The sequence below is a fragment of the Peribacillus cavernae genome (genome assembly GCF_003989135.1).
GTDB classification, from domain to species: Bacteria; Bacillota; Bacilli; order Bacillales; family DSM-1321; genus Peribacillus; species Peribacillus cavernae.
Genome location: NZ_RYZZ01000028.1, coordinates 46,955 through 52,954 on the forward strand (window position 1 = coordinate 46,955; position 6,000 = coordinate 52,954).

At 42.7% G+C, this 6,000-nt stretch carries 7 protein-coding genes; all 7 read left to right on the forward strand.

Annotated elements, in window-relative coordinates:
* Positions 1–56: 56 nt before the first annotated feature.
* The 7 genes from pabC to lysS all read left to right on the forward strand — a co-directional run bounded on the left by pabC (position 57) and on the right by lysS (position 5,541).
* A complete protein-coding gene (gene pabC, locus ELQ35_RS16485) occupies positions 57–917 on the forward strand; it encodes an aminodeoxychorismate lyase (protein ID WP_126866130.1) in 861 nt (286 codons plus the stop codon).
* Between the two features lie 16 nt (positions 918–933).
* Positions 934–1,770 carry a dihydropteroate synthase gene (gene folP / locus ELQ35_RS16490; RefSeq protein ID WP_126866132.1) on the forward strand — a complete coding sequence of 279 codons (837 nt, stop codon included), beginning with the start codon at positions 934–936 and terminating at the stop codon, positions 1,768–1,770.
* Positions 1,763–2,122, forward strand: coding sequence for a dihydroneopterin aldolase (gene folB, locus ELQ35_RS16495; RefSeq protein WP_126866134.1), 360 nt, complete (start codon positions 1,763–1,765; stop codon positions 2,120–2,122). The genes folP and folB overlap by 8 nt, the downstream gene beginning before the upstream one ends.
* Before the next feature lies 1 nt (position 2,123).
* Complete coding sequence (gene folK, locus ELQ35_RS16500) at positions 2,124–2,651, forward strand: 2-amino-4-hydroxy-6-hydroxymethyldihydropteridine diphosphokinase (protein WP_126866136.1); 528 nt, start codon at positions 2,124–2,126, stop codon at positions 2,649–2,651.
* Positions 2,603–2,815: a helix-turn-helix domain-containing protein gene (locus ELQ35_RS16505; protein ID WP_126866138.1), complete on the forward strand. Its 213-nt coding sequence runs from the start codon at positions 2,603–2,605 to the stop codon at positions 2,813–2,815. Before folK ends, ELQ35_RS16505 begins: the two co-directional genes overlap by 49 nt.
* Positions 2,816–2,847: 32 nt before the next feature.
* The gene (gene dusB, locus ELQ35_RS16510; RefSeq protein WP_126866140.1) at positions 2,848–3,846 is read left to right on the forward strand and encodes a tRNA dihydrouridine synthase DusB; all 999 of its coding nucleotides are present in this window, start codon (positions 2,848–2,850) and stop codon (positions 3,844–3,846) included.
* Between the two features lie 210 nt (positions 3,847–4,056).
* Positions 4,057–5,541, forward strand: a complete 1,485-nt coding sequence (gene lysS / locus ELQ35_RS16515) for a lysine--tRNA ligase (protein WP_126866151.1) — start codon at positions 4,057–4,059, stop codon at positions 5,539–5,541.
* The last annotated feature ends 459 nt before the right edge of the window (positions 5,542–6,000 follow it).

Genomic DNA, 6,000 nt, shown 5'->3' on the forward strand with positions numbered 1-6,000 from the left:
ACGTTCCTTTTTAAAAGACGCATGCGCCTTTCTTATAGAATAGAGGGATATATATTATGTATATGCACGTGAATGGACAAATTGTAAACGAGGGTGAGGCACACATATCACCATTTGACCATGGATTTTTATATGGGCTTGGTGTGTTTGAGACGTTTCGTATTTATGATGGGCATCCCTTTTTGCTGGATGATCATATCAACCGGATTAATAACAGCCTGAAAGAATTGCATATCCTCTATGTGTGTTCCCGTCATGAGATAGAGAAAATATTGCAAGAGCTTCTGTATGAAAATGGATTGCGAGATGCCCGGATCAGATTGAATATTTCTGCAGGGGCTGCGCCTGTAGGACTTCAAACGTCGCCGTATCAAAGACCGAACATTCTTCTGTTCATGCAGCAAATGATAGTACCGCAAGGACTGCAGGAAAAGAAGGGAATTCTTTTAAAAACACGCAGAAATAAACCGGAGACATCCGAACGGTTAAAGTCCCACCATTATCTTAATAATATGATTGCAAAACGGGAGATAACGGCTAATCCGGATTCTGAAGGAATTTTTTTAAATGAAGATGGATATCTTGCCGAGGGAATTGCCTCCAACCTGTTTTGGGTAAAAGACCATACATTGTATACCCCGGCGATTCAAACGGGCATTCTAAATGGAGTTACACGCCAATTCGTACTGAAGCTTGCAAAGAAATCGGGTTTTGTAATTCAGGAAGGGTTGTATAAAATAGAGGATATCGGCACTGCTGATGAGGTTTTTTGTACGAACTCGATTCAGGAAATTTTCTCTGTTGGTGAAATTAAAGGCATAGGATCGTTTCAAGGAAGGAGCGGAACGGGTACCAGCTTTTTATTTGAAGCTTATCAAACATATCGGACTTTGCTCTATAGCAGGAATGAAATATAATTATAAGGAGACAAATATGAACTCGTCGATTCTTCAATGCGGTCCTTATACACTGGACTACGAAAAAAAGACTTTAATTATGGGGATTTTGAATATTACTCCTGATTCTTTCTCCGACGGCGGAAGGTATAATCAGATCGATACTGCGCTGCGGCATGCAGAACAGATGGTTAGGGATGGAGCAGACATCATTGATATCGGCGGTGAATCGACCCGTCCTCATCATACGGCCGTTTCGGAGGAGGAAGAATTAGAACGCGTGCTTCCGGTTATTGAAGCCATTTCAAATAGGATTGATATCCCCCTATCGATAGATACATATAAAGCTGAGGTAGCGCGTCAGTCATTAGAAGCGGGGGCCCATATCATTAACGATGTCTGGGGTGCGAAAGCCGATGATCAAATGGCAAAAGTAGCCGGTGAATATGGGGTGCCGATCATCCTGATGCATAACCGTGACAATCAAACCTACTCTGATTTTGTCCGTGACGTCTTTTATGACTTATACGAAAGCGTAGCACTTGTGAAGAAGGCAGGGGTTGTTGATAGAAATATCATCCTCGATCCGGGAATTGGTTTTGCGAAAGACCTAGCGTTAAATTTGGAAATGATGCGAAATCTTGATAAGCTGGTATCATTGGGTTATCCTGTTCTGCTCGGTACATCAAGAAAATCAATGATTGGGCACACCCTCGATTTACCAGCGAAAGAGCGGATGGAAGGCACGGGTGCAACTGTGTGCTACGGTATCCAGAAAGGCTGCCAGATCATGCGAGTACACGATGTTAAGGAAATCTCTCGTATGGCTAAAATGATGGATGCTCTTGTTGGAAAGGGTGACTATAATGGATAAGATTTTTGTGAATCAGATGGAGTTTTACGGCTACCATGGCGTGTTTCCTGAGGAAAACAGGCTTGGACAGCGGTTTGTCGTTGATCTGGAGATTGAATTGGATTTATCAAAGGCCGGTGGAAGTGATAATCTAGAGGATTCGATAAACTACGGAGAGCTTTATTCGATTTGCAAAGATATCGTGGTGGGTAAGACATTCAAGCTGGTGGAGTCCATTGCCGAGAATATTGCCTCCGAAATTCTGTCGAAATATAAAGAAATTCAATTTTGCACCCTTAAGGTATACAAGCCAGACCCGCCGATTCCCGGACATTACAAATCGGTTGCAGTGGAAATTAGAAGGGGACGGTAGATTGGAGAATATTGCATATATTTCAATGGGGTCTAATATCGGCGACCGTGTCAATTTTTTCAAAAAAGCCATCCAGCTTTTGAACCAGGAGGCAGGGATTCGGACAGTCGGTATCTCCTCGCTGTATGAGACAGATCCGGTAGGGTATCTTGAGCAGGCCCTTTTTTTAAATGCTGTTCTCAAGGTGAAAACATCCTATGGACCTGAAGAATTATTGGGAAAGTGTTTAAAGGTAGAACAAATCCTTGGGAGAAAAAGGGAAATACACTGGGGCCCTCGTACATTGGACCTTGACATTTTGCTGTATAATCACGAAAATATTGAAACAGAGAATCTTTCTGTTCCTCATCCTCGGATGCTAGAACGAGCATTTGTAATCATTCCCTTGCTGGAATTAGACCCAGACATCATGCTTCCGAAGATGGAGACACCAATGCATGAAGTTCTGGACGAGATAAAGGATAAAGAAGGAGTTCGATTATGGAAGCGGAAAAATGGGGCAGACGCATTCGCGCTTTTCGAAAGCTAAAGGGATATACGCAGGAAGGATTTGCGAAAGAAATGGGCGTTTCCGTTTCGCTGCTGGGTGAAGTCGAAAGGGGAAGCCGAAAACCGACGGATGGTTTTTTGGTAGAGGTGGCTGAAATGCTTGATGTTTCACTTGATGAGCTAAGGCCGCCGGAAGTTAAATAATAGAATTCACTTCAACAAAGGAGGAACATAACGTGTTAAAGATTGGCGATATTGAAATGAAAAACCAGGTCGTCCTCGCACCGATGGCAGGGGTCTGCAACTCCGCATTCCGTTTAACGGTAAAGGAATTCGGTGCTGGCCTTGTTTGTGCTGAGATGGTCAGCGACAAGGGGATTGTATATAAAAATGAAAAAACGATGAATATGCTTTATATAGATGAAAGAGAAAAGCCGCTCAGCCTGCAGATTTTTGGCGGAAAAAAGGAATCATTGGTCGAGGCCGCTCAGTTTGTCGATAAAAACACCAATGCTGATATTATTGACATCAATATGGGCTGCCCGGTACCGAAAATCACAAAATGTGATGCAGGTGCAAAATGGCTTCTTGACCCTGATAAAATTTATGAAATGGTTTCTGCCGTGGTAGATGCAGTTGATAAGCCAGTCACCGTTAAAATGCGCATGGGCTGGGATGAAGATCATATTTATGCGGTCAGGAATGCTCAGGCAGTTGAACGGGCCGGCGGGAAAGCTGTTTCCCTGCATGGAAGAACGCGTGTTCAAATGTATGAAGGAAAATCAAATTGGGGTATCATCCGTGAAGTCAAAAACTCTGTCAACATTCCAATCATCGGTAACGGTGATGTTGAAACGCCACAGGATGCGGAACGGATGCTAAAAGAAACAGGTGTTGATGGTGTTATGATCGGCCGCGCTGCACTCGGCAATCCATGGGTGATTTATCGTACGATTAAATACCTCGAAACAGGCGAATTAATGGATGAGCCAACGGCACGTGAAAAAATCGATGTCTGCCTCCTGCATATGGATCGCTTGATTGCCCTGAAGAACGAAAACGTTGCAGTCCGTGAAATGCGCAAGCATGCGGCTTGGTATTTAAAAGGAATCGGCGGCAACGCAAGAGCAAGAAAAGGCATTAATGAGTGTAACACAAGAGAAGATGTTGTAACGCTTCTTCATGGACTTGTCGAAGAAGTAGAGGCAAAGGAACAAAACATTCAGGCAGTCTAAGGCATTTGACATTATCTGCACCTTTACCTATAATACGCTTAATCCGAACTGCCAGTACTCCTGGCAGTTTTTATATGGGCAAATAACAGAGTTTTTTGAGATAAAAGACTGTTCGATTCGATTACTTTGTGTGAAAATATAAAAGGAATGCAAAGTTCGGCGATCGAACTACTATATAAAGCAGCGATAATAAAGATGGAGATGATGATCATGAGTCATGAGGAATTAAATGACCAGCTCAAAGTAAGGCGTGAGAAAATGCAGGCTATGCGAGACAATGGACAAGATCCGTTCGGACGCAGATTTGACCGCACACACCTTGCTGAAAAGCTTGCAACAGCATACGGTGATTTAAGTAAAGAAGAATTAGATGACAAAAATATCGAGGTTACTCTGGCTGGACGGGTAATGACTAAGCGTGGTAAAGGGAAGGCTGGGTTTGCCCATATTCAGGATATCAGCGGCCAAATTCAAATTTATGTCCGTGTCGATGCTGTCGGCGAAGAAAACTATAAAGTTTTTGATCAGACTGACCTTGGCGACCTGGTTGGTGTGAGCGGGACCGTCTTTAAAACGAAGGTTGGCGAGCTCTCGATAAAAGCAAATGATTTTATCTTCTTAACAAAAGCGCTTCGTCCGCTTCCAGATAAGTTCCATGGACTAAAGGATGTCGAAGAAAGATACCGCAAGCGCTATGTTGACTTAATGACAAATGAGGAAAGCAAAAAAACTTTCATTATGCGAAGCCGTATCATTCAGGCGATGCGCCGCTACTTAGACGACCATGGCTATCTGGAGGTTGAAACGCCGATGATGCATTCCATCGCCGGAGGAGCAGCCGCGCGTCCGTTCGTTACTCATCACAACGCGCTTGATATGGAATTATTCATGAGAATAGCAATTGAGCTCCATTTAAAACGATTGATCGTGGGTGGATTGGAAAAAGTCTATGAAATCGGCCGCGTATTTCGTAATGAAGGTGTATCCACGAGACATAATCCCGAATTTACCATGATCGAACTATATGAAGCCTACGCTGACTACGGGGATATCATGAGCTTAACGGAAAACCTCATCGCTCATATCGCGCAGGAAGTACTAGGGTCTACTACTGTTCAATATGGTGAATACGAAGTGAACTTAAAGCCTGAGTGGAAACGACTTCACATGGTAGATGCCGTTAAAGAGTACACTGGCGTAGACTTCTGGAAGCAAATGAGCAAGCAAGAGGCTCATGCGTTAGCCAAAGCACACGGAATTGAAGTGAAAGAAAACATGGAATTCGGCCATATCGTGAATGAATTCTTTGAACAGGTAGTTGAAGAGAAATTGATTCAGCCTACCTTTGTTTATGGACATCCGGTTGAAATTTCCCCGCTGGCTAAGAAAAACGAGGAAGACTCTCGTTTTACGGATCGTTTTGAGTTATTCATTGTAGGTCGTGAGCATGCAAATGCCTTCACTGAACTTAATGATCCAATTGACCAGCGCGAGCGTTTTGAGGCTCAATTAAAGGAACGCGAGGAAGGAAATGATGAAGCGCACGAGATGGATGATGACTTTATCGAAGCGCTAGAATACGGCATGCCGCCAACAGGCGGGCTCGGTATAGGCGTGGATCGCCTAATCATGCTGCTGACCAATTCACCATCCATCCGTGATGTATTGTTATTCCCATTAATGCGTCATCGGTAATAACATTATCGTCCAGGGCCGGTCTTTCAAGTTTTTTAGAGGAAAGTCAGCAATTTACTCGACTCTAAGAGACTTGTGTGGACCGGTTTTTTTATGGATTAAATATCTATGAAAAATAAATCGTTGCCGAAAAAATAAACAAAGAGCGATTGTTTTTATTAGGGTTTTTATTATGTTAGAAAAACTTTAAAAAAGATATTGTGCACTTATTATAATGATGGTATATTTATATCTGTTGTTGCAAATGAGTTGCACAGAGATTACAAACTTACAAATTTTTTTAAAAACCTCTTGACTCATATGATGGTAAAATGGTATATTAATAAAGTCGCTTCTAAGAGAAGCCATAAGAACTTGCTCTTTGAAAACTGAACAAAACAAAGCGCCAACGTTAATTTTAAAGGTGAGCATACACTTTAAAAGCAAATGAGCAAGTCAGACATTTCTTCGGAGAGTTTG

Coding starts and splice junctions, on each gene's coding strand:
- lysS (WP_126866151.1), top strand. CDS start 4,057: ATGAGTCATGAGGAATTAAATGACCAGCTCAAAGTAAGGCGTGAGAAA.
- folP (WP_126866132.1), top strand. CDS start 934: ATGAACTCGTCGATTCTTCAATGCGGTCCTTATACACTGGACTACGAA.
- folB (WP_126866134.1), top strand. CDS start 1,763: ATGGATAAGATTTTTGTGAATCAGATGGAGTTTTACGGCTACCATGGC.
- ELQ35_RS16505 (WP_126866138.1), top strand. CDS start 2,603: ATGGAAGCGGAAAAATGGGGCAGACGCATTCGCGCTTTTCGAAAGCTA.
- pabC (WP_126866130.1), top strand. CDS start 57: ATGTATATGCACGTGAATGGACAAATTGTAAACGAGGGTGAGGCACAC.